The organism is Flavivirga sp. 57AJ16, from assembly GCF_028736925.1.
GTDB lineage: Bacteria > Bacteroidota > Bacteroidia > Flavobacteriales > Flavobacteriaceae > Flavivirga.
In genome coordinates, this window is record NZ_JAQZAT010000010.1 from 42,294 (window position 1) to 68,875 (window position 26,582).

General features: G+C 34.0%; 17 protein-coding genes and 2 pseudogenes. 5 read left to right on the top strand and 14 right to left on the bottom strand.

The window, feature by feature from the left end:
• Positions 1–133: 133 nt before the first annotated feature.
• The 4 genes from cysI to PQO00_RS12310 form a co-directional block, all read right to left on the bottom strand.
• Positions 134–1,834: an assimilatory sulfite reductase (NADPH) hemoprotein subunit gene (gene cysI / locus PQO00_RS12295; protein WP_274185143.1), complete on the bottom strand. Its 1,701-nt coding sequence runs from the start codon at positions 1,832–1,834 to the stop codon at positions 134–136.
• 28 nt (positions 1,835–1,862) lie between these two features.
• Positions 1,863–3,683 carry an assimilatory sulfite reductase (NADPH) flavoprotein subunit gene (locus PQO00_RS12300; protein ID WP_274185144.1) on the bottom strand — a complete coding sequence of 607 codons (1,821 nt, stop codon included), beginning with the start codon at positions 3,681–3,683 and terminating at the stop codon, positions 1,863–1,865.
• A 19-nt stretch (positions 3,684–3,702) separates the two neighbouring features.
• On the bottom strand, positions 3,703–4,338 hold the full coding sequence (locus PQO00_RS12305; protein WP_274185145.1) for a peroxiredoxin: 636 nt from the start codon (positions 4,336–4,338) through the stop codon (positions 3,703–3,705).
• Between the two features lie 198 nt (positions 4,339–4,536).
• Complete coding sequence (locus PQO00_RS12310; RefSeq protein WP_274185146.1) at positions 4,537–5,532, bottom strand: LysR family transcriptional regulator; 996 nt, start codon at positions 5,530–5,532, stop codon at positions 4,537–4,539.
• Here PQO00_RS12310 and PQO00_RS12315 point away from each other — a divergent pair.
• Positions 5,532–6,201 (top strand): annotated as a pseudogene (locus PQO00_RS12315) (IS6 family transposase). The gene PQO00_RS12310 and the pseudogene PQO00_RS12315 sit on opposite strands and share 1 nt — an antisense overlap.
• Positions 6,202–6,912: 711 nt before the next feature.
• Positions 6,913–7,206 carry an Arm DNA-binding domain-containing protein gene (locus PQO00_RS12320; protein ID WP_274185147.1) on the top strand — a complete coding sequence of 98 codons (294 nt, stop codon included), beginning with the start codon at positions 6,913–6,915 and terminating at the stop codon, positions 7,204–7,206.
• On the opposite strand, the gene PQO00_RS12325 is transcribed toward PQO00_RS12320, so the two are convergent.
• The 9 genes and pseudogenes from PQO00_RS12325 to PQO00_RS12365 form a co-directional block, all read right to left on the bottom strand.
• On the bottom strand, positions 7,199–7,660 hold the full coding sequence (locus PQO00_RS12325) for a protein-disulfide reductase DsbD domain-containing protein (protein ID WP_274185148.1): 462 nt from the start codon (positions 7,658–7,660) through the stop codon (positions 7,199–7,201). The two genes, PQO00_RS12320 and PQO00_RS12325, sit on opposite strands and share 8 nt — an antisense overlap.
• Before the next feature lie 99 nt (positions 7,661–7,759).
• Complete coding sequence (locus PQO00_RS12330; RefSeq protein ID WP_274185149.1) at positions 7,760–10,570, bottom strand: pitrilysin family protein; 2,811 nt, start codon at positions 10,568–10,570, stop codon at positions 7,760–7,762.
• A 329-nt stretch (positions 10,571–10,899) separates the two neighbouring features.
• Positions 10,900–12,972: a TlpA disulfide reductase family protein gene (locus PQO00_RS12335; protein WP_274185150.1), complete on the bottom strand. Its 2,073-nt coding sequence runs from the start codon at positions 12,970–12,972 to the stop codon at positions 10,900–10,902.
• 56 nt (positions 12,973–13,028) lie between these two features.
• Entirely contained in the window at positions 13,029–13,946 is a 918-nt protein-coding gene (locus PQO00_RS12340) for a DUF1735 domain-containing protein (protein WP_274185151.1), read from the bottom strand.
• Between the two features lie 43 nt (positions 13,947–13,989).
• Positions 13,990–15,345 carry a RagB/SusD family nutrient uptake outer membrane protein gene (locus PQO00_RS12345; protein ID WP_274185152.1) on the bottom strand — a complete coding sequence of 452 codons (1,356 nt, stop codon included), beginning with the start codon at positions 15,343–15,345 and terminating at the stop codon, positions 13,990–13,992.
• 12 nt (positions 15,346–15,357) lie between these two features.
• Positions 15,358–18,819 (bottom strand): SusC/RagA family TonB-linked outer membrane protein, encoded by a 3,462-nt coding sequence (locus tag PQO00_RS12350; RefSeq protein WP_274185153.1) that lies wholly within the window; start codon positions 18,817–18,819, stop codon positions 15,358–15,360.
• A gap of 206 nt (positions 18,820–19,025) precedes the next feature.
• Entirely contained in the window at positions 19,026–20,252 is a 1,227-nt protein-coding gene (locus PQO00_RS12355) for a FecR family protein (RefSeq protein WP_274185154.1), read from the bottom strand.
• A gap of 313 nt (positions 20,253–20,565) precedes the next feature.
• Positions 20,566–21,228, bottom strand: coding sequence for an RNA polymerase sigma factor (locus tag PQO00_RS12360; RefSeq protein WP_274185155.1), 663 nt, complete (start codon positions 21,226–21,228; stop codon positions 20,566–20,568).
• 320 nt (positions 21,229–21,548) lie between these two features.
• Positions 21,549–21,987: pseudogene (locus PQO00_RS12365) on the bottom strand (DUF5712 family protein); the annotation flags it as partial.
• A 1,222-nt stretch (positions 21,988–23,209) separates the two neighbouring features.
• Between PQO00_RS12365 and PQO00_RS12370 the strand changes: the two are divergent.
• The 3 genes from PQO00_RS12370 to PQO00_RS12380 all read left to right on the top strand — a co-directional run bounded on the left by PQO00_RS12370 (position 23,210) and on the right by PQO00_RS12380 (position 25,985).
• Positions 23,210–23,815 (top strand): tyrosine-type recombinase/integrase, encoded by a 606-nt coding sequence (locus PQO00_RS12370; protein ID WP_337992844.1) that lies wholly within the window; start codon positions 23,210–23,212, stop codon positions 23,813–23,815.
• 341 nt (positions 23,816–24,156) lie between these two features.
• Positions 24,157–25,044: an NAD(P)H-binding protein gene (locus PQO00_RS12375; RefSeq protein ID WP_274185156.1), complete on the top strand. Its 888-nt coding sequence runs from the start codon at positions 24,157–24,159 to the stop codon at positions 25,042–25,044.
• 20 nt (positions 25,045–25,064) lie between these two features.
• The gene (locus PQO00_RS12380) at positions 25,065–25,985 is read left to right on the top strand and encodes an AraC family transcriptional regulator (RefSeq protein WP_274185157.1); all 921 of its coding nucleotides are present in this window, start codon (positions 25,065–25,067) and stop codon (positions 25,983–25,985) included.
• 190 nt (positions 25,986–26,175) lie between these two features.
• On the opposite strand, the gene PQO00_RS12385 is transcribed toward PQO00_RS12380, so the two are convergent.
• Positions 26,176–26,532, bottom strand: a complete 357-nt coding sequence (locus PQO00_RS12385) for a helix-turn-helix domain-containing protein (RefSeq protein ID WP_274185158.1) — start codon at positions 26,530–26,532, stop codon at positions 26,176–26,178.
• Positions 26,533–26,582 lie beyond the last annotated feature (50 nt).

Sequence of the window (26,582 nt, forward strand, 5' to 3'; positions counted from 1 at the left end):
AATAAATTCGAGTTGTTCTTCTTTGGGTAAATAGTAAAAGACCTTCCTTTATTTTCCTAACCAGTCTGCTCTTGAAAATCTAAGCAAACTGACCATTTGCAAATTCAAAAAACAACTACACAGAATATATTTTTTATTTTAGTACTTGTAAAGGACGTATTGTTTTTTCAACTATTTCTTTACGAATTACGAAGTTTCCAAAACTTTCTTCCATGTCTCGTTCTTGTGCATAAGCCACAATTATAGGTTCTAATTCTGCTAAAATATCCGCCTCAGATAGCATTTCTTTATAAAGACTATTTAATCTATCTCCATTATGGCTAGCTCCTAAATAAAGATTATAGCGTCCAATAGCACGACCGACTAAACCAATTTCTCCAAGAGATGAACGCGCACAATTATTGGGACAACCAGTCATTCTAATATTAATTTCATTTTCTTCAAGACCATTTTTCCGTATTATTACATCGAGCTTATCTATTAATGAAGGTAAGTAACGTTCTGATTCGGCAAAAGCAAGTCCGCAGGTGCCCAATGCAACACATGCCATAGAACTTTTCCGAAGGCCAGTTAATTTAGAATGATCTTTAACCCCATTCTTCTTTAAAATATCTTCAATATTTTTTTTATCTTTTTCTAATACATTTCCAATAATTAGGTTTTGGTTTCCCGTTAACCGAAAATCACCTTTATGAATATAAGCTATTTCACTTAATGCCTTTTTCAACGAATAACCTTCTTCATTTTTCACTCTTCCATGTTCCACAAACAATGTGTAGAACCATTTATTGTTTATCCCTTTTAACCAACCATATTTATCGCCGTTTGATATGAATTGATATGACCGAGGACTGGCAAGCTTCCAACCGAGGCGAGTATTTAGTTCATTTACAAACCATTCCAACCCTCTATCATCGATGGTATGTTTTAATCTCGATAATCTTCTGTCCGATCGGTTACCGTAATCTCTTTGAATGGCTATCACAGTTTCCGCTACTTCAATTACTTTTTCCTTTGGTGTAAAACCTATGACATCCGCCAGTCGTGGATATGTGGTTTCATTACCAAAAGTACTTCCTAATCCTCCACCAACACAAATATTAAATCCTTTGATTTTGTTGTTTTCCTCAATGGCTATAAAACCAAGGTCATTGGCAAAAATATCAATCTCGTTGTTTGGCGGAATGGCCAATGCTATCTTAAATTTTCGAGGTAAATAAGTATGGTGGTATAATGGTTCAAAATCAGGAGTTCCAGCTACCTTTTCTTTATTTAGCCAAATTTCATGATATGCGGTAGTCTTAGGAAGAAAATAATTACTTATCTCGCCCGCAAGCCCATACACTTCTTTATGGATTAATGATTGATAAGGATTTGAATTACACATCACGTTCCTGTTCACATCACCACAAGTTGCAAGCGTACTCAATAACACCTCATTCACTGCTTGAATAGTTGGCTTTAGACCTCGTTTCAATATTCCATGAAACTGAAATGATTGTCTGCTGGTCAATTTAAGGGTACCATTACCATATTCATCTGAAAGTTTGTCCAAAGCGAGCCATTGTTTGGGAGTAGTAAGACCTCCTGCAGCTCTTACTCTGACCATGAACTGATATAAAGGTTCTAATTTTTTCTGTTTTCTTTCACTCTCCAAATCCCTGTCATACTGCTGATAAGATCCATGGTATTTTATAAGCTTTACATCATCAGTATCCAAAGCACCCGTCAAACGATTCTGTAAACTTTCCTTAATTGTTCCTCGAAGGAAATCACTCTTATCTTTGATATGTTCGTCTTCCGATAAATTATCTTGTGCAAATTTTTTTTCCATAACTGTATTGTAGGCTGTTTAATTTGATTTAATAAATATCCGCTTGATATCGATTGGACAACTGAAGGTTTTTAATGTATTCTTCTGCTTTTTCAAGAGTGACTCCTCCCTGTTGTTGAATAATCTGTTTTAATGCCAAATCTACGTCCTTTGCCATATTTTTGGCATCGCCGCAAACATAAAAATGGGCACCGCTTTCTAGCCAGTTATACAACTCTTTGCCATTTTCCAACATTCTGTGCTGTACATACTGCTTGTGTGTTTGGTCTCTAGAAAAAGCAACATCGGCTTTTGTCAATATCCCTTCTTTTAGATACTGTTGCCATTCTGTTTGATACAGGAAATCTGTTGTAAAATTTCGGTCGCCGAAGAAAAGCCATGAAGGCGTTCTTTTTTCAGAAACTTCAAGTTGTTGCATAAAGGCTCTAAAAGGCGCAATACCGGTTCCTGGCCCCACCATAATAATTGGGATATCAGGTTTTTTTGGAAGCTTAAAACGGGAATTTTTATCTAAAAATATCTTTACCTTATCGTCAACTTCCAATCGGTCTGCTAGAGTAGACGAGCAATGGCCTTCCTTATTCCTACCAAAGGCATTATAACGAACTACAGATACCAGCAGATGCACTTCATCTTCTACTGCTTTTTGAGAAGAAGCAATGGAATACATCCGTGGCGTATTTTTTCTTAAAACTGAAATCAGTTCATTGGGAGATAATTTATGAGGTTCTTCTTTTAATAAATCCAAAATATCTCGACCTTTAAGATATTCAAGAACCGGGGCACTATTTGACAATATTTTATTTAATCGAAGATTATCTGTTAATTCAGCATATTTAGACAATGTGGTTTTAGATAAAGGGGTTAATTCGTAATCATAGGTCAGTGCTTCCAATAACTTTTTTTCTCCTTTGTGCGTTATTACATTTTCTTTTCCATCGAAATTTGTAGCTTCTAAAACCGCTTGGACAAGTTTAGGAGAATTACTGCCATATACGCCCAAAGCATCACCTGGTTCGTATGTTATGCCAGATCCTGCTAGGTCTAATTCCAAGTGTATAGTTTCCTTGGAAGACCCCGTGGCATTAAGATTGATCTTTTCCAGAATGGTGGCTTCAAAAGGTTTTTTTTTATCATATTTTATTCCATTTACTGGTGCAATTACATCATTTAGGTTTTCTAAATTAGAAACCTCTTCGGATGTTCGTACTATAGAATCTAAAAATATTTTTTGCCAAGCTTCTGCTTCTTCCTCATAATCTACATCACAATCCTGACGAGGAGCAAGTCGTTTAGCCCCTAATTTTTCTAGAATGGTATCAAAATCTTTACCTGTTTGGCAAAAATCAACATAACTACTATCTCCAAGACCCAGAACAGAAAAATTGACATGAGAAAGATTTGGTGCTTTTTTGCCATGAAGATACTTATGAAGGTCTTCGGCTTGTACAGGTGGCTCTCCCAATCCATGAGTACTTACAACAACCGCTAAGTTTTTAATATTTTTAAGTTCTCTAGTTTTAAAAGAAGCCATATCAGAAATATCTACTTCCACACCTCTTTCTTTGGCCTGAGCAGCAAGATTCTTTGCCAGTGCCTCACTATTACCTGTATGACTACCGAATAAAATATTTATTTTTTCGGGCTTAACCTCTGTAACAGTAGTTGTAGATACTATTGTCTGATTATCAAGCTCAGGAGAAACTGTTGAAGCTACATAGTTGAGACCTGAAAAATAGCCGCTTAACCAATAAAGTTGTCCAGAATCAAGCTCAGACAACGCATTACTAAGTTTTTCTGTTTGCCTATCGTTAAACGGCCCTCTTTCTAATCCCTTTTTTAAATCCATGCTTTACACTAATTTCAAATTACTTGTTGGGTTCTGGTGTGTATCTTAAATATGGTTTTATAACACGGTGTCCTTTAGGAAATTTAGCCTCAACATCTTCCTGTTTTACTGAAGGAGAAATTATTACATCTTGTCCCACTTCCCAATCCACAGGTGTAGCAACACTATGCCCAGCAGTTAGTTGCAAGGAGTCCAGTACACGTAATATTTCTGTAAAGTTCCTTCCTGTAGAAGCTGGATAGGTAATAATAGCCTGAATTTTTTTAGCAGGATTGATGAAATACACAGATCGTACTGTTGCCGTTGTAGAGAAATTAGGATGAATCATATTATAAAGCGTGGCTACTTTTTTATCCGTATCAGCGATAATAGGAAATTCCACTTTGGTATTTTGCGTTTCGTTAATGTCATTAATCCAACCCTTATGGGATTCAAGATCATCTGTACTAACGGCAACTACCTTGGTATCTCTTTTTGAAAATTCATCCTTTAACTGTGCGGTACGCCCAAGTTCTGTTGTACAAACTGGGGTGAAATCGGCAGGATGTGAATAAATAATTCCCCAAGTATTTCCTAACCATTGATGAAAATCGATTACTCCCAGTGTAGTTTGGGCATTAAAATTTGGTGCGTCGTCTCCAATTCGTAAACTCATTTTTTTAAATTTTAAGTTAAACAATAAAAATATTGTACTAATTTTTTAGTACTTCAAAGATAAGGAGCAAGAAAACGAATTGCCAATAGCTAATTTTTATTTAGCATAACCTTAGGTTATAGCTTAAATGTGATTTTTGTAATGAAGGTAATAGAAAAGAACATAAGGACGTATTTAAAACAATGGTCACTTATATAATCAAAATTTATGATTCCGTATTAAAAACTGGATTAATAAAGCAGGTAAACCTCCTTCTGAACCTTGAGGGGTGATAAAGTAAAAATGTCTATGAATTGGTAATTTTTTGATTTCAATTATTTTAAGCGTATCATTTTTTAGTTCTTTAAATATGGCGTGTAAAGAAATGAAAGCCATACAATTGGAATGTTGCAAGTATGATTTGATAGCTTCTGTACTTCCCAGTTGCATTTCCACCTTTAGGTCAGAAAGACCAATTCCTTTTTGCTTTAGCGCATCGGCAATAACCTCTAAAGTACCAGATCCTGGTTCCCTCATAAGTAGTTGAATATTTTTCAAATCTTCAGGATTTATTTCATCCTTTTCAATCAATGAATTATTACTACTAGAGACAAGAACAATCTCATCTTTTAAAAATGGTGTATAATGGATTTCTCGTCTTTTGGACTTGCTTTCAATTATACCTAGTTCTATGTTTTTATTCAGCAGAGCTTGTTCTATCTGTTCTGAATTGCCATTGAGCAATTCTACCTTTATATCTTGATGAATACTATGAAACTGCGCTAGTAAGGGGGGCAAAATATATTGTGTGATAGAGGTACTAGAACCAACATGTAATGTTCCCTTTAGAGTCTCATTAAACTGATTTAAATCAAATTCTATTTGGCGATAAATTTCTCGTATTTGTTCGGTATGTTTAAGTAATACTTTTCCAGCAGGAGTTAGTGTTACTTTATTTCCTTTTCTATCAAATAAAGCAAGATTGAACTGGCTTTCCAATTCTTTGATATGTTTGGTTACAGCAGGTTGAGATATGAGCAGTTCTTCTGAAGCCTTAGTGAAATTAAGCCTTCGAGCGACGGTATAAAAAACTTTTAAGCGAAAATTGAACATATACAATACTACGAATATTTTTAGAATGGGAAATTGAGGTTCTGTCGCATTAATTCCTTCCTTTTCAAATATACTTACTTTTGAAATAAAAAATCTACTCAATGTACAAACACCACCGCTACCCTCCTATTATAATCAAACAAGCTGTCTATTTCAAACCAAGATTTACTCTAAGCTATCGTGATGTCGAAGAGCTTTTAGCAATTAGAGTTGTTAATGTTGATCATTCTACCATTCAAAGATGGTTCTTTAAGTTCTCTAAAGAGATTGAGCACAATATGAATCAGCGTAAAAAATAAGTAACTAATAGTTGGAGGTTAGATGAAACTTATATTAAAGTCCCTGGTAAAGACAGGTTCTTATACAGAGCTGTTGACAAACAAGGAAATACCATAGACTTCCTACTAACCAAAAGAAGAATGAAAGGTTCTGCTCAAAAGTTCTTGAATAAAGCGATTAGAAACAATGGTAAACCTAGAATCATAAATATAGATAAAAGCGGCGCTAATACTGTTGGCATTAAGACTTGGAATAAAAGAAGCTTCTCTAGAAAAAAGATAAAGATTAGACGAGTCAAATACTTGAACAATATTATAGAGCAAGACCATAGGAGTATTAAAAGAAGAGTAGCAATTTCAACAGAGTTTAAAGAATTTTGAGGCAGCACAAAGAACACTAGCAGGAATAGAAATAATAAATATAATTAGAAAGGATCAAATCTTAAAACCTAAATCTTCAACGTTTAAAACTTTCTGCGCTCTCGCTTCTTGAAATCAGATTCTCTTTTAAAAATACAGCCCTTTCTATTTAATGAGACAGAACCAAAATTATTGATAGTAGTACAAAATAATAGTTTTTAATGCTAAATATAATTAAAACCAATTATTCTAAATTAACGTGAGTTCGATTTAAAATAAGGGAGTTTTTAACAATAAATTCACTAATAAAACGATTTGTCGCCTTGCGCAGTCGAAAGGTCATTAAAACCAGCTATTTAAATGGTTTCGACTTTAGTTTATGCTGAGCACAGACGAAGTACTCAACCTGACAATAAATATTAAATTATTGATAGCCAACTCAATAGAATTATTCTTACATCGAACTCACGTTAAATTAAGTCAGTAAAAAAGCGAAATGTTGTACCTATGTTGTACCCAAACAAAAAAACCTCTCAATTTTGAGAGGTTTTTTGACTGCAAATTTACAGTTGAAAAAAGTGCGGGCGGAGTGACTCGAACTCTCACACCTCGCGGCACTAGATCCTAAGCTATCATTATATTTGCACAAAACAAGCTAAACGGATTGATTTACAATTTCTTACATTTTTATTAATTTTCTTTGATTTCATTTAAAACCATTTGAAATCATTCAAAGTTGTACTTATGTTGTGTCGAGAATGTATTAAATATTTTTTATTTTTAAACAAGGTTTTTTCGCAAAACGTTTTACCTGATTTAGCTTTCATGACTAAACAGGACAACTATGGCTTCTAGTATAAAAATAGTCTTAATAAAGAAAAAAAACAAGGACGTATTATACCCTCTTGCAGTACGTTTCACCAAAAATCGCCAATCTACCTATAGGTATTTAGGACACTACATTAAATTAAGTGATTGGGATTCCAAAAACAGACAAGTAAAATCTGCCCATCCAAATTCGGGTATTTTAAACAAGCTCATTTCTTCTGAATTTAAAAAAGCTAACAGAGGTCTTATTAAATTCCAAGCAAAACAAAAAGAATTCTCTTCATTTTTAGGGGGGGGGGGGACTATTTGATGTTAAAAACCAAATCGGCTTCAGTTGGCGGCAAGCATCTGCTATCGTCACAAACCATAAATTCTACAGTGCCATTAATCTTGAAAGGTGCTTTTGATTTTAGTTTAATACGTTGTTTAAAATCTACTTTATCTTCAAAATACTTGATTTGCATTTCAAATATAGGATCGTTTACCGTATGACCTTCTTCCTCTAAAGTATTCCCTTTTTTTAGATAGTTTTTATTACTTTCAAAGTTAAAAGTTGTGGCTATTGGCCCGCCTTCTGATACCTGTTGTGAATATAAATGCCAGCCATCTTCTATGGTTGCTGTGGCTATTAGTTCGTATTCTGAATCTGAAATCTTTTTAACAGAGGTATTCCAGTTTACAGGATCTGAAATTTGAGCGTTTCCTAATGAAAAACTCATTAAGGTTACCATTAATAGTAAAGTTTTTTTTAAATAATATTTCATGTTTTATTTCTTAAAATTATTTTTTGTATGAATTTTTATAAGTAAGCAATAACTTAAAAAGTCACCTATTTCTCTAAGACTGTTTTAAACAAATTCAACTTATTGCTCTGGTTTAAAAACGATTTCGTACCACACACTACCCGTTAGCACTTCTTTTGCTATTTTTTGAATATGTTTTTTTGTCATTCCGTTTACTATTTTCTCGAAGTTTTTAGGATCGTTAATATCGGTATCGTATCTAAAATAATTAACTAGCACACTCATATCATAACCGTTTTTATCTTTGCTTTGTTCGCGTTTTTTAATAAAATTGGTTTTGGTTTTGTTTAAATCATCCTCTTTAATATTGCCTTTAGAAATGTTTTCAAGCTCGCCTTTAGCTATGTTAACTAAATTATCAGCCATTTCTGGATTACAGTCAAATCTAAAAGACACATAAGCTTGAGATTTTGGTTCTTTAGAGAAACTTGCACCTACAGCTGGACTATAAGCACCACCTTCGGCTTCCCGGATACTTTCGGTTATACGCAATTGTAAAATATCGCCTAAAGCATTTGTGTAAATTTCATTGCTTTTTGAATAAGGCATTTCCTTTTTATAGGCAATATTTATATTAGCTTTAGGTTCTTCCATTTTTAAATAAATGTCTTTATCGATTTGGTCCGATATCCATTCTGGACCATTATCCTTGTAGATTTCTTTTGTGTTCCATGTTGGTATACTTGCTAAATACTGCTTTAATAACGGTTTTAATTGTGCTTCTTTAACATCGCCAACTATAAAAAATTCGAAATCTGAAGCATCTGAAAACCTTTCTTTATAAATTGTTTTTATTTTTTCGAAAGATATGTCATTAATGTAATCTTGATTATAAATACGCTTTCTAGTATTGTTTTTCCCGTAAAGAGCAACTGTAATACTATCATTTATTTTTGAACCAATATGATTAACACGTCTTTGCAAATTATTATTGAGTCTACTTTTCAATACTTTATACGCCTCTTCATCAAACCTTGGCTTTACAAAATAGGCATGAACTAATTGCAGCATGGTTTCTACGTCTTTTGTACTGGAACTACCAAAAATAGACTCGCTAATATCATTTAAACCTAATCTCATACTTACTGTTTTACCGGCAAGTATCTTTTTTAAATCGGTTGAATTAAATTTTGCCAAACCAGAACGTTGCAAAAGGCTTGTAACCATACCAGCCGATGGTAATTCCTCATCTTCCAATAGTGAATTACCACCATAACTTAATGCCTCCAAACTAACTTCATTTTTATTCTTATCAACAAATTTATAGTGTACCTTAACACCATTACTTAAAAAAAATGTAGTTGCTCCTACACTATTTTTAGTGGATGTGTTTATAATCGTCCCTGGTTTAATTTCTATGCTAGATAGAAGTGATTGATCTACTAGTTCTTCCTTATATGGTTCTATATCTTCACTGGTTTCAATAGTTTTAATAATTTCCAAGCCTTGTGTCTTGGTTAAGTTTTTCTGACTTTCTACCCCAGTAACATTTAAAAACCTATTGTTGGGCGTATATAGTTTCTTTAATGCATTTTGTATTTCGTCCCCATTTACCGTACTTAAAATTTGCTTTACAAGCTCATATTCTTTTTTAATATCGGTTATAGGTTTGTTGTTAAGATAATTGTCTTGAATATCTCCTATTATATTACGATGGCTCCTATCGTTATATTTTGCTATTTTATTTTCATAATTATTAAGATATATGATTTTAGTTCGATCAATTTCGGCAGTTACAAAACCATGTTTTATGGCCCGCATAACTTCTTTAAAAACTTCTTTAAAAGCTTCTTGTTGTTTATTTAGTTTCGGGGTTACGTTTAGACTAAACAAGTTGGAAGTTCTCGATAATGAACTGAATTTAAGGCTCGCTCTTAAAAATGAAGCTTCTGGGTTTTGGGATTTTTCTGAAATTCTAGCAGACAACATACGCAAAGCTATTTGCTCCAGTAAACTTTCTTTAAAGGTCTCTACGGTTTCTATTTTCAATGATTTTTTATGACGAATACCAAAACTTATAGAAGCGGTTGACACCTCTGGGTCTGTTCCCAAACTGTACAACATCTCTTCATTTTCAGGAATATCAACAACAAAACGTTCTTTTGGGTTTTCTACTGCTGGAATTTTTGAAAAGTTTTCTATAATTTTTTGTTCAATATCTTTAACATCTACATCTCCAATAATAGCTATAGCCTGTAAATCAGTTCTATACCAATCGTGATAGAAATCTCTTAAAACTTTATAGTCAAAATTTTCTACAACAGACATTAAGCCTATTGGCAGTCTATTTACATATTTAGAGTTATTATATACAATGGGAGCTGAAGATTCGAACATTCTCATTTGTCCGCTTTGTCTTGTGCGCCTTTCTTCTTTTATAACACCACGTTCAGCATCAATTTCTTCATTGGTCAACAATAAATAATGTGACCAATCTTCCAAAACAGTTAAACAGATATCTACCAAACCATCTTTGGTAGGAATGTTATTTAAATTATAAACTGTTTCATCAAAAGATGTATAAGCATTTATGTCTTTCCCAAAAACAGCGCCGTGCTTTTGTAAGGTATTCAAAATACCTTTCCCTGGAAAATGTTTGGTACCGTTAAAGGCCATATGCTCTAAAAAATGTGCTAATCCTTGTTGGTCGTCGTTCTCTAAAATAGACCCAACATTTTGAATAATATAGTAGCTTGCCGCACCTTTTACCACATCCGTACTTTTGATATAATAGGTCATCCCGTTGGGCAACACACCTTTTTTAATGGTTTCGTCCACTGGTAGTATGCTGTTATAATCAATTGTTTGAGCTACACCTTTTATGTTTAAGACCGCAAAAAAAATGAGCGTAATAGTTATTAAACGTTTCATAATCTGTTTTGTATTTTTTAAGAAGTTAAGTTTTATGTATATATAATTTTAATCAAAGAGGGCTGTTTTTTAAACAGCCCCTAAATTTTTCTTCATAACAGAGTGACTAATTCAAATATGAATAAAAACCTAAAAGATATTACTTACCTAGAGAAACGTTATATTCAAACTTTTTCCCCAATTAATAAACTGTTAAAAATTTTAGAATTTAATAAAATTTACGATTTATGCAATTGATTCTAGAATTATCAACATATGATTTACAAATAATACTTCAAGCTATATATGATCAATTCTTATTTGTCTGTACTCTAGAACAAAATCGATTTTTATGTTTTTAAAAGCTCTTCTATTTTTTCTTTTAATCCATTTAAATCTTTGCTACGTGATACGATTATCCCCTGCTTATCTATTAAAACTAAACTTGGGTATTCTTTTATGGCATATTCTTTAATCAAATCTCTTCCATCAACGTCGCTTAAAGCGTGCAACCAAGGGGTTTCGTCTTTTTCTATAGCTTCTTTCCATCTTTGTATTTGCTCTTCTTTTGTACCATACTCAAATGCTATACCTACTATTTCAAACCCCTCATCCTTGTATTTTGAATATAACTCTTTTAGATGAGGGTCTAATTTACGACACCAAAAGCACCAACTCCCCCAAAAATCCAAAAGGATAACCTTGCCTTTTAAATTGTTCATATCTATTGTTCGTCCATCGTTATTAACAAAAGAAAAAGGAACAAACTTTTCTCCCGCGCTTGTATTGGCATAATTCTTAAGATAATCTCCCAGCGCATCATCAGTATCTAAAGCCCGTACTTTCCCAGAAAGTCCTTTGTATAAACTATGTAGTACTCTAAACGTTGAATCTCCATGCTTAATAAATAAATCACTGTTATCTTTTAAAATATCTAAACTAAATGGTGCCTCAGGATGTTTAGATACAAAGTCCGTATGTTTTTTTAACATTTCACCCTCCAATTTTAAAAATTCATTTATAACAGCTTTTTTTTCCTCTTCTGAAACACCTGAGACTGCTTTTGCTAGTTCTCCAATTTTGTTATAAACCTCGCCATGTTCTTTATGCAATAAAGACATATCCGACTCATATAATTCTTTGCTTCTGTATGTAGAAATGCTATTCTCACTAAAGAGTTCATCCAGTTTTGCATCAATTACCCTGTTAATATCAGTTCCTCCAACACGTAATATAAGGCGACCATCTCTATCAAGCAAAAATGATGAAGGATAAGTTATTACGCCATATTCTGCAGGAATATCTTGCTTATTCCTGTCCACCAACATCTGTGGCCAAGTAATCCCGTCTTCCGCTATGGCATCTCGAAATTTCTGCCACTTTTCTTCTCTGGTTTTTTCGTGTTCTACACCAACACCAATAATTTCAAATCCTTTATCCTTATATTTTGCATATAACTCCTTTAGGTGAGGGTGTGCTTTACGGCACCAACCACACCAACTTCCCCAAAAATCGATAAGAACCACTTTTCCTTTCATATCGGCTAAATCAAATGTGTTTCCATCGGGCATTTCACCTGTAAAATATGGAACTCTTCTAGCCTCCATATTTTGAATCATCTTTAGTATATTCTGTCCCTTTTCCTGAACAGGTTTGTCTAAACTATAGAATATCTTTTTATACTCCTTTAATGGCTCACCCCCTTCTGGCAAAATATCTACCCAAGTAATACGCATATAATTTTGCATTAATTCCTGTAGTATATCTAATGATTTCCATGCATAAGGGTGGCTTTTAACAAACTGAACTTTTTCCTTTTTAATAAAGGAATCAAGTTCTTTCTTTTTTTCTCTGTAAGTCTCTGAAGAAATTACGCCCTTAGCCTTCTTATCTTTAAGGTTTCCCTTTTTTAGAGACCATAATTCATTCTCCAAAGTGTATACATCATTGGCCAAGTTCTGAATTCCACCCGTTATATGCACTTTCTTAGTATTCTCATCGAACACCATATAAATGGAATCTCCTTCTATCATAAAACGCTTAAAATTAGAGCCTCCCCTACTCTTTTGAAGTTTATTGTAAAAAATAACCAAAACTTGAGTACCTCTCATCGATTTTGGTACCTTAAACTCGAAGTTCCCATTTTTAACAAAAGATGCAGCCACAATAATGTTAGTGTTATCATAACGTATCACTTTAACGGCATCAATATTATGTGCTCCCTCACTAAACTTAACTACGCTTCCATAGATTAATATACTATCATTGTCTGTGTTTGCCGTTTCCCTTGTCTCAACATTGAAATTTGGATTTACTGATTGGGAGGTTACTTGTCTCGCACAAGAAAATAGATGCGAAAAAAGAGTTGCAAAAAATAAGACGGATAAAAACTTACTTATTATTATTTTTAAGTTTAATAACATTTTAATAAAGTTTGAAATTGTTCTTTTTATTTAAGTTTAAAAAAGGTGGACTCCTATTAAGGTTCTAAACCTATTTCTTTTAAGCTTAAGGGTGTGTAAATAGCAAAAGGAGCCACATCCAATACGGTGAAACGCATATAGCGAGCTGTACTAATTCCTGTATCCATTAGTTGTTGTTCAGCCACTGCTAAATCAAAAGTTCCTTTATCTACCCAAGTGCTTCCATCCTCACTAAATTCAATTTGAGTCTGTGTAGGGTAAGCAAATGAAAGCAATCCTGGTGTGCAAGTTACTCCACTAAAGGTTATTGCATAACCAAAATCAATCTCTATGCTATATGGAGGGGAATCAAAAATGTCACTGCTCCAAATTGTATCCAGATTATCATCTATTGCAAACCTAGCTGGGCCACCACTTGACTCGTGAGATACATCTACAACTTTCCATTCATTCTTGCTAATTATAGAAGATTTACCTGTTTTCAATACCAAATACATTACCTCTCCTGGTGTAACATCATGCTTTTCCCCATCTACCGATTTAATGACTAGTGGCAATACATAAGTGCTATATGGTCTAAGTAAAGATTCTCTAACAATATACAACTCTATATCGTCCGATAAAGTTTCCCCTTCCCGAATATGACAGTTGGACTTAAAGAAATTGTAAGAGGTATAGGGTAGCAAAAATGCATCTCCATATTTATTACGATAAAGTTGTGTTTTTGATTCATCTACTGCAAAACGCACATGGAGGTCTTGTTTTGCCGTTTGGTTGTTCAGTTGAGCTTTCAAATTAACAGGAATTATAACATCCTCTACCACTGGCAACTCGTTAACAATCACATCGGTTGTTATATAATTTTGGATACTAACACTAGATGATTCAACTAAATTAGGTATATCGTCTTCACTACAAGCTACTAATAGCATTACTGTAATACAACAAAATATAAATCTGGATTTTTTATTCATGACTCATTTTTTTTATTAAACAAATAATATAACATCATTATTTTTATTCTTCCCAAGGGTTTTGTATCCAATCGGGGTGATATACCATAACCTGTACAGGTATTTGTAAAGTATATTTAGGACTATTAGGAGACAATGTAGAAATAAGCTCTCCATTTCCAAGGTAACGTTGTATCGTAGACATTTTTCCTTCTTTATCTAAACGGCGCATATCAAACCAGCGTAAGCCATTAAAAGGCAACTCTAAAGCACGCTCTTTTAAAACTAAGTCTAGTACCATTTCTTGATCTGTAGACTCAAGCTCCTCATAATCAGATTCAGAAAAACGATTCATACGGATATCGTTTAATTGCTGCAAAGCAGTAGACAAATCTCCATTTCGGGCTGCAGACTCAGCTATAATTAGCTTCATTTCCTGTGCAGAAGTACCTCGATTACCATCTAGAATAGAATAATTTACAAAAGAATCCCCTCTTTCAGTAAAAGAATATCCATTAAAGCTAGCATAGAACATTACTATACGTAAATCGTTTGGATCGTACATACGCATAAAATCAAGTGTTCCTTCTACACCAAATCCTCCTTGACGAGCATAAATAACATCTGGCCTAAGACTTAGCAGTTTTTGAGCAGGAAGAGGCTCGTTAAAATCTATTATAGCAGCATCTCCATTATCCAAAGCACGTTGCGCATTTTGGGCGGCCATGGTATATTCTCCCATGTAAAGATATGTTCTAGCCAATACACTATAAGCAGCAGCTACACTACCACGAAAACGGTTTGTACTATTGTCTGTTGGAAGATCTGGAATAGCGGTCTCTATATCATCAATAATATGTTCGTAAATATCCTGTACAGTTGCCCTGGAAGGGATGGATTCACCCACATCATTAGAGGTTACGAATGGCACCGAAAGATCTTCATCCGCCGTAGTACTATTATATACTGGTCCATATTCATTGACAAGGTATAAATATTCCAAAGCCCTTCCCAATAACGCCTCTGCCTTTAGGGAATTTCTTTTCTCTTCTGTCCCTTCAGTAGCATCATCTATTCCTACAAGTACGGAATTATATTTGTTAATTGAAGCATAATGGTCTCCCCAAGGATGAGGGTTTGCAGTTGTGGAGCTGTTGTACTGCTCTTCCCAAAGGTAGGCCAAATAATGAGTTACTGTAGTTGGCAATGTTAAAGTGGAAATATCTACGTTGTCGCCTAGAAAATCCAATCGGAAGTCAACATATCCCAAAACTTCCAAATCGTTCAACCATTGGTCGTAATGCTCTACAGTAACTAAGGTCGTCTTACCTTTAGGATCGATATCAAGATAATCATCACAAGCTATAAGCATTATGCAGCATATTGATAAAATGTATTTATAGCAATATTTATATTTCATAATATTCAATTTTTAAAAGTTAATTAATAGGCTAGTTGTAAAGGTTGGTGTAAGAAACTGTTTGTAGTAATTTCCAGTAGCTAAACTATAATTATATTTATTTAACCCTACTGTAAAAAGGTTTGAAGCCTGTAGTTTAAGCTCAAAACTATTTATTCCTGCCTTTTTAAGAAAAAGAAGCTTTTTATCATCAAAATTATAGGAGGCGGTAATCGTTTTTAATGTAATATAATCGCCATTTACCACAAATGTATCAAGATTATCGTAAATATGATGCGTTAAGTAATAGTTGTTAGCCTCTATTCCTACAATGTCTGTTGTTTCTTCATCCCCTGGTTGTTTCCAATAATTGTCAGATCCAGCTACAGGATCTCCTGGTCGAATTCTAGGCACCTGTACTTTAAAGCCCCCATAATAACTCATCAAACAGAATAAATAAAAGTTACCAATATCTATACGATTGCTCAAACCAGCACTAATTGTAGGAATTGATGAACCCGCATAATAAGTAAGTCCCTCCGTAGATAAAGATAATGATGTTGTTGGCTGGCTTATTCCTTCTTCATCTAATACTACTGGATACCCCGAATCATCCAATCCCCCATCACGATATACAAACAATGCTCCTATGGGATAACCTGGCACATACCCTCTTACATTAAGTTCATTAGGTAAATTATCCGAACTATATTCATATACGTTTAACACCTTACTGGTGTTACGAGAAAATACAAGACCTGTATTCCAATTAAATGTAGGCAAGCTAATCCAATCTGCTTGTAAATTGAATTCAAAACCCTTGTTATTGATACTCGCCTCGTTAAGTAACGAAGTTGTTTTACCATAGGTAGGGTCTATTTGAGCGTTATTCAACACATCTGTACTACGTTTAGTATAAAAATCAACAGAACCGTTAATGTTTTTTGAAAAACCAAAATCTAAACCAATATTAAAATTACTGGTCTGTTCCCATCTCAATGTGCTGTTCGCAAGGGAAAACAATTCTAATGCGGTAGAAGCAGGACTGGTATCCGTATTCAAATAACTTGAAGCAATAACCTCTGGAAGAGAGTTTTTCGTAACATTTCCATTGAAACCATATGCCATTCTAAACTTCAAATTATTTAACCAACTTATATCTTCCATGAAATTTTCATTATGAACATTCCATGCTACGCCCACAGACCACAAAGGCTTGTAACGGTACTTAGGATTGGTTCCGAAAAGATTGGACTGATCTATACGAAAACTGCCAGTAAGAGAATATGTATTACGAAATGAATACACAATATTGGAGTAAACACTCATAAAACGGTCTTCTTGATAGGTCTTGCTAAATGGATAAGAAAGACTCTGACTTCCAAATAAAGTGCTAACAAAATTATTGCCTAATTCGCTATAATCCACTGGTTGCTGTAAGAGGTTTTGTTCGTTATAACCATAATAAGCCCTGTTACTTCCCTCTGTTAAAATACCCCTTATTTCACCGCCCAATATCGCGTTAACGGAATGGTTTTCTCCAATATTTTTATTATAATTTAGTTGGGAACGAAGTGTATACGTATTCGTAGTAGAAGTTGTCTCATTCAAATAAGCTCCAACAGGTATATTATAGTTTAAGGACCCCTCGGGATTTATCGTAATAAAATTATTAATAGTTTGCCGTACCTCTGTTGATTCTTCATCGGCATAATGAACAAAATCAGTACGGCTATTTTCATAAATTCCGCCAAAAGCTAAGTCTAAACCTTTACCTATACCATATTTAAAATTGGCATTAAACCTATTATTTACCGTATGTTGATGATCTTTAACATGGAGTGCATCTGTCAATGGATAATACAAATGGTCTTGCAAACCCAATGACATTATGTAGGTATTATAATATGGGTTTATAATAGACCCATTGTTAATAGGTAGGGCGTTCCCATCTTCGTCTGCGTAAGGCTCAAAACGGTAAGCGGTGTCCACATTGGGTATAGGTGCACTATAAGCATCTGATTCCATATACATGTTCGTTAGCTCCAGAGACAGACGCTTTGATAATTTCAAATTTGTACGAATGGAAAGCATGGTTCGCTCATCATTGTTATTTATTTGTGATAAACTATTTCGAACATGATTTAAAGTTAGGTAGTATAAATAATTGGTGCTGCCACCAGAAACATTTAGGTTGTGGTTTTGGGATTCGGCAGCTCGTAAAAATAGTCGTTCATAATCCTCTACATTGTCATATTTACCCAAGTCGATTAGTGCTTCTTCTATTCTACTTGGGGGAATTATATTTCCTGATTGCATGGCTAATAAATAATACACAGGGTTCTCAGCGTATCTTCCAGTATAATTAAAAAACCCACTGTATGCTAAAGGATCAACTGACGTATTTAGATCTCTTATATAATTGACCGCTAATTCTGAGGCGTTGGAGGCGTAATTATATCTACTATAATTTTCTTTTGGTGTAAACCCAAAATTTACTCTGTATTGAACCTTTGGTTTTCCTACTGCTGCTTTTTTTCTTTCAATAACTATTACACCATTAGAAGCCCTAACCCCATAAACTGTAGCCGCCGCTGCATCTTTCAGTACCGTTACAGATTCTATTTCGTTGGGATTAATCATATCCAATGTTAATTCTGTTGGAAATCCATCGATAACAATTAATGGGTTTTGGTTGCCTGATATGGTAGAAATACCACGAATATTAAATAGGCTTCTACTAGATATTTCTCCATCTACATTACTGGTAAAACCTACATTATCATTTATCATCAATCCAGGAATTCTATTAGCTAATCCAGAGAGAAAATCATTATTTACCTGTGATTCAAATTCTTTGGACTTTATCACTGTTACACTGCCTGTACTCTGTTCAGGTTTTATTTTTTGGTATCCTGTAGAAATAACAACCTCATCCAAATTAGAGATTTCCTCTTCCATGGTTATGTTAATATTCCTTTGTTCCCGAATGGAAATTTCCTGAGTTTTAAAACCCAAAACTGAAAACACTAATACATTTTCTGGGTTTGGAACCGTTATATTATATGAACCATCAAAATTGGTAGCTGTACCTTTAGTCGTTCCTTTTATAAGAACTGTAACACCAGAAAGTGGCATCTCTTTATCATCGGTTACTTTGCCACTTACCTGTATTTGTTGTTGGGTTTTAGCTTCCTTGATGAGTATGGTGTTGTCTTCTGTTAGCACTACATTTAAATTACCGCCTTTAATGCTTTGGTTGATGAGTTTATCCATACGGATGACACCCTTTTTTAACTCTACTTTCGGGAAGTCTTTAAACAAACCTGCTTGATAGATAATTGTATAATCTGTTTGCTGGATGATAATTTTGAAAACTTCATCTACCATTACTGTTTTATCTGCATCAATGGTCACTTTAGTATTCTGGGAAAGGATATTTCCCGATGACAAACTAAAGACAGTAGTACAGAACAATAGTATAAACGTTCTCATAATGAATTTTAAAATACTTCCCCTATTTGGGAAAAGCTTGGATTTAAATTTTAATTCCATAAATTTGTTATGTTATTGGTTAATTAATTATTCTTAGTTAATCGATACGTGAAAGGGGGATATAGTTAAGGTACTGTCCAGGTATGAACTATATGCTCCCTTTGTTTTTTAGAGTTAGTTTTTATCCATATATTTTAGTTTTTTGGTTAGTTAGTGTTCTTTAAAATGACTTTTTTATCATGTATTTCGTAACTCACGTTTCTAACGTTGTTACAAATAACAGATAAGATGCTTACAATACGTTGGCTTTTCTGTATACCACCTGTAAACCTTAACTGTTCTATTGCTTTGTTTTCTATTGAAATTTCCATATCGTACCAACGTGCCATTACTTTCATCACTTCTGATAGTTTCATATTCTCGAAACTAAACACACCTTTTTTCCATGAGACCTGATTGTAGATATCCACCGTGTTGATGGCTATGTTTTTGTTGGCTGTATTAAAATCGGATTGTTGGCCAGGCAACAATATTTTGGTATTGAAAGTGTCTGAATTGGGTGTTACGGCCACTTTTCCTTCGACCAATGTGGTATATACATTGGTTTCTCCTTTATAAGCCTTAATATTGAACTCGGTGCCCAAAACCTCAACTTCCTGATTATTATTAAAGACCTTAAAGTCTGAACCATTATGCTCTGTGCTTGGTGATACATCAAAATAAGCCTCACCGTAAACAAGTTCTACCTGGCGGCTTTCGCCGTCGGCAAAACTTACAGGGTATTTTAGTTGGCTCTCCGAGTTCAACCATACCTTGGTACCATCTGAAAGGGTCATTTGAAACTGCCCTCCTCTTGGGATTGTTATATAGTTATAGACTAATTTGTGGGAAGTACTATTAATATAGGTGATTTCTTCACCATTACTGGTGGCATTTTGTGTTTGATAGGTTTTACCTTTCTCAAGTGCCACTATTTCTCCTGTCTCCAGGGTTAACGTAGCTTTATCTGTACCAGTCTCTATGGTATTGTTTACTATGATAGGTTCAACAAATCCCTGTGGAGATGTGAAGATGTTATCCTTAAAAATGTAAGTTCCTGCCAAAATACCAACCAGAATGGCTGCTGCGGCATATCGCCAATACAACGGTCTTACTTTTGTTTTTGACTGGATTTGTTTCGGGGCTGGAGTAGAAGTTCGTTTTTCGATGATGTGTTGCCACATCATGTCAAAATCGGATTCGGAAAGTTTTTCAGTGTCAAAGTCCAATAATAGAATCAATTGTTTTGCTTCCTCTAATATGGATACCTTTTCAGGATGTTTAGCCATCCAACTGTTCCAAAACTTGGTGGTCATCGCATCGGAATCCAAAGCCCATTTTTGGAAATATTCGTCATTTACAAAGTCTTCTACGGTATAATGAATGTATTTCATTTGTTCGTTTTATTGTTTTAGAGGTCAAATACAACACCTTCAATAATCATATTTGTATTAAAGTTATTTGTCATGGGTGTTTCATCAGTTGCTATTTATCGCTTTTCAATTCAGAATCTGATACTACAATCAGGCTCTTTATAGTTAAGAGAAGAAAATTTCATTTTTACTTCATAAAAACTTAACTTTTTTTTTAATAAAAATTTAAAAGCACTGTGCTTTAAGGTCTTAACCGTTGAAAAATTATTTTAAAAAATGGTGAATTGATTGGAAATAATAAAGATAAAGTGATTTAACTTTAGAAAAGTATAGCTTAAAGAACAGAGAACAATACGATTAACAACATGATGGAAACCAAATGGTCTTTTAAAATTTGAATGGTACGTGCCATTAAATTATAAGTGCCTTTTTTATCCAATGCCATGATTTCGGAAATCTCCAAATAGCTTAATCGCCCATAAAACTTTAAATGGATGATTTCGCGTTGCTTATTGGAAAGTGAAGCTATTGCTTTTTCCAAGGTTTTTCGCTTGGCATCAAATTGCTGTTTCTCGATGAGACTAATTTCGGTGGAAGGTATTTCTGCATCCAAACTTGTCAAATCCTGGTTTTTATCAAATGTCTTTCTTTCCTTTATAACTTTCGAGATTAATTTACGTCGTAATGATTTGTAAAGATATGCCTTTATGGATTTTACTTTTGACAATCTATCTTTGGAATCCCATAGTTCGATAAAGAGATCTTGTATGGCATCCTTTACCAATTCTTTATCATAAACCAGTTTCAGCCCATAGCTATACAACAGAGTTGCATGGGATTTATAAATATTGGCAAAGGCAGAGTCGCTACCGGATTGAAATTCCTGCCATATCTGTAAATCGGTCATATGCACGGCTTTTTCGTCAGAAACTGAAGCTTTATGATTTTGTTCATTTCCCTGAAAATCAAAGTGCTTATATGTCGCTTTTTTTTCCACAATTAAAATATGTAAAATGGGATGATTGTACCTTCAAAGGTATAATAAAAAAATTGAAACCTCCAAAAGTTGCTAAAATCAGCACTACTTAAACAGACATTATTTAACTGAATTTGAATTAGTTACACCCCTTCCTTAAGCCATGAATAAAATACCTTTATTTTCCAAATATGGATTGGGCTTCACGATGGATGCACTTGAAGTTTATTTGGAGTTCATCTTTGGAAAACCGATATACTGGTTTGGGAATTTCTTTTTGAATTTCTGCAATTTAAATTGTAATTTTTCGTCTTTGCCGTCTGCAAATGTGATGAACTCGCCTAGTTTCGGTCTAAAAAACACATCCGCACGACGTTTGGAGACTTCTTTTTCACCTTAAGGGCTAGTTGCACTTTATTCGTAGGGATGTTCATCAAAGCTATATTTATGCCCGTTTTACTAATAAGCTTAAAGGTCAAGGCACGTTGATTGGTCGGCAAGCCCATGATACTGGTATAATAGGTCTTTGGGGCTTTAATGAACAACTTTCTCGCCTGATAGGTTTTCCACATAATTTCGTTTGTATGAAAACAAGCGATCAAAGGTTTTTTCGGATACCGAAAAGAAAACATCCCTATCAAATCCCCGTTTGACCATTTTTCCGTTCATCTCTACTTCAGAGACTTTGTGTTTACTTTCAGGGGACAAACTGTATTTATTGGAGGCATCCTTTCGGCTCACAATGATATGGATATGGGACTGCGAACCCGATTTTAACATAGTATTCATAAGTAAGTCTAATTGCCTAACCAAACTTTTGAAAGTTTTGGGAAGCTCATTTTTAGTGTGAAAAATAGCACTAAGCAAATTGGATAATATAAAATCTCCTCCTTCGGATATTCCAGGTAGTATCAAATAATCTCCTCCAAAAAAGGTAATTATTTTAACGTGAGTTCGATGTAAGCATAATATTATTTAGCTGACTATCAATAATTTAATCTAGGTTGTCAGGTTGAGTACTTCGTCTGCGCTCAAGGCGACAAATCGCTTTATTAGTGATTTTATTGTTAAAAACTCCCTTGTTTTTAATCGAACTCACGTTATTTTAGTAAATGGACTAACAGGCAGATCTTCTAAGTGATAATGAGCATTATAAGTGTTTAGAATTTCTTTCTATTCCTTAATATTTGCAGAGCCAGAATCTTTTTTACCGTATAACAAACTCTCTCTCTCATTAATAATTCTAAACATTTCACATTACTAATTTTACCAATACAGCACTTTTTGTATTTTTTACCACTACCTACCACAGGGACATTTATCATTACGGGCAACCTTATTGCCCATAATTAATCTATAAAATATTGAAAAGATTATTTAACAAACAGAGAGACTTGTAAATTTACAAATTATTGTAGGAATAAATTTTGAGAAAACCAACTGTTAATATTTAATTTCGAATGATATCAAAACATATTGAACCAATATTATAGGTTGGAAAATGGCAAAATGTTGTACCCAAACAAAAAAACCTCTCAAAATTGAGAGGTTTTTTTCAAGAAATTAATCTGCGCTTTCTCAAAAGATTCAAAACTTATCTGATGCTTAACGGAGACTTCTGCGCTCAATGTCATGGTATTGATTCGTTTGATTTACAATAGAGCAATTGCTGATAAAGTTGTAAGCAAAGATTTATACCCTTTCGGTAAAGGTAGTTTCAAAATCAAATTTCCACAAACCATTAAAATAGGACTTAACAAAAAGGAAATTATACCAATTATGACTCAAAACAACCCCTATAATTTGTTTAGTTCACTATCTTTCATTTTAAAAATAGGTGTTCATGAATCTTCGATTTCTATTTTGCTCATATTTCAATATTAAACATGTGCTCAGCTTGACTGGGTATAAAATCATAACTAAGGCTATGATTGAATTTTCTATCTTATCTGACCAAAATATAATTCAAATTATTTATAGCTCTTTTTAAATAATAATTGGTATTACACAACTTGAGAAAGTTCAAAACTTATCAGAAGTACAACGACACTCATTAAATGTTTGGCTTTTCAGTTTTTACTTTGCCGGGATGCGAGTTTCGGATATTCTTTTTACCAAATGGTCAATGGTTTATGATGGAAGATTGAACTACAGGATGAGCAAGAACACCAAAATTGTATCGTTCAAAATACCCCAAAAGGTATTGATAATAATGAAGTATTATGAGAAGAATAAAAATGGAGCTGATGATTTTATTTTTCCTGAAATGAAAAAGGCAGGTTTCTGTAATGCCAAAGACGTTTATAATAAAATTAAAGTAGCGACCAGTAAATTCAACAAGAACCTAAAATCAATTGTTAAAAAAGCTGGAATCAACAAAAAAGTGACAATGCATATTGCAAGGCACTCATTTGGAAACATTGCAGGTGATGCTATTCATCCTTTAATGTTACAAAAACTTTACCGACACAGCGATTTGAAAACCACCATAAATTATCAAGCGAATTTTATCCACAAAGATGCGGACGATGCCTTGGATAGCGTAATTAATTTTCAAGGTACAATAAATCATCTTTGCGATTTTTTTAGGGCTAAGCTTCTGCTTTAATACACGTATCTTTACTACCGAATTTTGATTTATTATAATCAAATATGATTTACAGACTAAAAGCGTTTCTCATAATCTGCTTGTAAGCTTCAAACTTAAAGGAGCCATTTAACAAAGTAGAAGAAGCCTTCAAAATGGGTAAATATGATGATATGATTTTTATGAGATTGGTAAACTCACTTTCAATACTATGTTTTGATTTCAAAGTTATTTTGAAAAGTAAATTATTGAACAACACAATCGGCTGATTCTACCTTTTTGGCTACAATAAGCTGAAATTTGGTTATTTCAGTAAAGACACTAATGCAGAACTTTGTCATATAATTTAAAATTAAAAAATTATGAAAATCACAGTAACGGGTTCATTAGGCCACATTGGAAGATCCTTGACCGAGATCCTTCTCGCAGCAAATAACGAGGTGAAGGTCATAAGTAGTTCTTCAGAAAGAATAAGCGATATCATAGCTCTTGGGGCAATCCCTGCCATTGGCAGCTTAGAGGATATTGACTTTTTAAAAACACATTTTAAAGATGCCGATGCTGTTTTTACAATGGTTCCGCCCAATAATTATTTTGATCACGATTTAGATCTAACAGGTTATTATAAACACCTTGGAGAAAACTATGCAAAAGCAATTTCCGGCACAGACATAAAAAGAGTGGTGAACCTAAGCACTTTTGGTGCCCATCTAGAAAAAGGAAACGGAATTCTTAAAGGTGCCCATTATGTTGAAAAAACACTTAACGCCCTGCCTTCAAACATTTCATTGACACATATGCGGCCTACTTCTTTCTACTACAATCTATACGGATATATTGAAAGCATCAAAGCACAGAACGCCATTTATGCAAATTACGGCACTCACGCTATTCCCTGGGTTGCGCCTGAAGATATCGCCAAAGTAGTTGCAGAAGAACTAAGCTCCTTCGACAACAACGAAAAAATCCGTTATGTGGTAAGCGATGAACTTAACGGGGAAGAAACGGCGAAAATATTGGGAAAAGCCATTGAAAAACCAAATTTAAAATGGCAGATAGTGGATGATGAAACTGTTATGAATGCACTTAAAAAAGCCGGAATGAACCCTGAAATTGCAGAAGGCCTTATCGAAATGTATGCCGCATTGGAATCTGGATTGCTTAAAGAAGATTTTGAAAACAATAGACCCCATACCTTTGGGAACAAAAAGTTAAAGGACTTTGCCCAAGAATTTGCCAAAGAGTTTTAATATAATGATTAATTTTAGCAATGGTCAAAAAATCGCCACATCGATTTAACACTATCAGCGAATATCATACGTTCAGGGGATTACCCGCACCGGAACATCCCCTGATAAGTGTGATTAATTTTGATGACATTAAATTAAAGAAAAACGAACCCGATAGATTGGTTTCCGGCTTCTATACCATCGCCCTAAAAAGACACCCAGAAGCAAAATTAAAATACGGGCAACAGGAATATGATTTTGATGATGGTGTAATGCTTTTTATGGCCCCTGAACAAGTATTCGGCATAAAAAACGCTACCAAAGAAAAACCTACGGGCTGGATGTTGATGTTACATCCTGATTTTCTTTGGAAAACGAAATTGGCAAACAGCATACACAATTATGAATATTTTGATTATGCTATCAACGAGGCTTTATTTCTATCTAAAAAAGAAGAAGCTTCGATAACCAAAATCCTTAAAATCATCCAACTGGAATATCACGGCAATATTGACCAATACAGTCATAAAATTATTATTGCACAATTAGATTTGCTTTTTTCCTATGCCGAGCGGTATTATAACAGGCAGTTTCTCATCCGGCGAAAAACAAACCATCAAATACTTTCCAGGCTTGAAAATTTATTGAATCATTACTTTGCTGAAGATATATTATCTGTAGAAGGGCTCCCTACTGTTCAAAAGGTCGCCAATCAAATCAACTTATCTCCTAAGTATTTAACCGGCTTACTAAAGAATGTCACAGGAAAATCAACGCAGGAACATATTCATCATAAACTAGTTGAAAAGGCCAAGGAGAAACTTTCTACGACTGAATTAAGCGTGAGCGAAGTTGCTTATGCACTTGGATTTGAACATCCGCAGTCCTTCAGCAAACTGTTTAAACAAAAAACAAAAATGTCCCCTTCAGGTTTCCGTGAAAGTTTTAGGAATTCAAATTGACTACTTCCGAGCTTAAACCATAATTATTTATAATGTAAAAGGGCTTTCTTGTTGCAAATGGTTCTTTATTTTTCCACATTTATCACTACACACTAGGCGAAGTAGCATTTGAATTTGGGTCAAGATTTGACATTCTTACTCGGAAGTTTAAAAAAAATCTAAGAGTAAAGTAAAGCTCGTTGAAGCAAATTTAATTCCCAATAATCTTTTTTCTATGTCTAATTCCCCAATCGGTCATATTATCTATTATTGTTCTTAGTGTTTTCCCATGCTCGGTAAGCTGGTAATGAATGGTTACAGGATGCGTATCTATAACTGTTCTTTTAATTAACTGATTTATTTCAAGCTCTTTTAATTCCTTGCTCAACATTTTGTTGGAAATGCCATTTATATCATTTAAAATATCTGAAAATCGTCTTTGATTGTAAAAACATATAGATGATAGAATAATTATTTTCCATTTTCCTTTTAGTACATCCAAGGTGTCTTGCACCGCCATCATTTCCTTCTTGTACTCATCTTGCTTACGTTCTTTACACGCCATCATAGGTTACTTTGTTACTTCAAGGTTACTGTTACTTTTTGTTACAAAGTAAC

What these genes read in the sequence shown, in the direction of transcription:
- cysI (WP_274185143.1), bottom strand. Translation starts at nt 1,834, where the DNA reads ATGGAAAAAAAATTTGCACAAGATAATTTATCGGAAGACGAACATATC.
- PQO00_RS12300 (WP_274185144.1), bottom strand. Translation starts at nt 3,683, where the DNA reads ATGGATTTAAAAAAGGGATTAGAAAGAGGGCCGTTTAACGATAGGCAA.
- PQO00_RS12305 (WP_274185145.1), bottom strand. Translation starts at nt 4,338, where the DNA reads ATGAGTTTACGAATTGGAGACGACGCACCAAATTTTAATGCCCAAACT.
- PQO00_RS12320 (WP_274185147.1), top strand. Translation starts at nt 6,913, where the DNA reads ATGGCTTCTAGTATAAAAATAGTCTTAATAAAGAAAAAAAACAAGGAC.
- PQO00_RS12325 (WP_274185148.1), bottom strand. Translation starts at nt 7,660, where the DNA reads ATGAAATATTATTTAAAAAAAACTTTACTATTAATGGTAACCTTAATG.
- PQO00_RS12330 (WP_274185149.1), bottom strand. Translation starts at nt 10,570, where the DNA reads ATGAAACGTTTAATAACTATTACGCTCATTTTTTTTGCGGTCTTAAAC.
- PQO00_RS12335 (WP_274185150.1), bottom strand. Translation starts at nt 12,972, where the DNA reads ATGTTATTAAACTTAAAAATAATAATAAGTAAGTTTTTATCCGTCTTA.
- PQO00_RS12340 (WP_274185151.1), bottom strand. Translation starts at nt 13,946, where the DNA reads ATGAATAAAAAATCCAGATTTATATTTTGTTGTATTACAGTAATGCTA.
- PQO00_RS12345 (WP_274185152.1), bottom strand. Translation starts at nt 15,345, where the DNA reads ATGAAATATAAATATTGCTATAAATACATTTTATCAATATGCTGCATA.
- PQO00_RS12350 (WP_274185153.1), bottom strand. Translation starts at nt 18,819, where the DNA reads ATGAGAACGTTTATACTATTGTTCTGTACTACTGTCTTTAGTTTGTCA.
- PQO00_RS12355 (WP_274185154.1), bottom strand. Translation starts at nt 20,252, where the DNA reads ATGAAATACATTCATTATACCGTAGAAGACTTTGTAAATGACGAATAT.
- PQO00_RS12375 (WP_274185156.1), top strand. Translation starts at nt 24,157, where the DNA reads ATGAAAATCACAGTAACGGGTTCATTAGGCCACATTGGAAGATCCTTG.
- PQO00_RS12380 (WP_274185157.1), top strand. Translation starts at nt 25,065, where the DNA reads ATGGTCAAAAAATCGCCACATCGATTTAACACTATCAGCGAATATCAT.
- PQO00_RS12385 (WP_274185158.1), bottom strand. Translation starts at nt 26,532, where the DNA reads ATGATGGCGTGTAAAGAACGTAAGCAAGATGAGTACAAGAAGGAAATG.